The 229-nt window shown below is 59.4% G+C and carries 1 protein-coding gene; it reads right to left on the reverse strand.

Going from position 1 to position 229, the window contains the following annotated elements; all coding sequences use genetic code 11:
- Nucleotides 1-229, reverse strand: a 229-nt coding sequence (locus tag INT22_RS21475; RefSeq protein ID WP_319022109.1) for a beta-ketoacyl synthase N-terminal-like domain-containing protein, incomplete at both ends; no start/stop codon positions are given.

Here is a 229-nt window from a genome sequence, read left to right on the forward strand (position 1 = left end):
ATGATCGCTAACGGCGTTGCGCCCCGCGCGATCGCATGCTCAAGCGTTTCGATCACCATAACGCCAGCGCCTTCTCCCATCACAAAACCGTTACGGGCTTTATCAAAGGGCCTGGACGCGCGCTCAGGGTTGTCTGCTTCTGTGGAAACGGCCTTTAGGGCGTTAAAGCTGGCCAGTGAAAGCGGGTCAATACACGCCTCGGCGCCGCCGACGAGGGCAACATCGGCTT

It is taken from the genome of Halomonas sp. 3D7M (assembly GCF_014897885.1).
Taxonomy (GTDB): domain Bacteria; phylum Pseudomonadota; class Gammaproteobacteria; order Pseudomonadales; family Halomonadaceae; genus Vreelandella.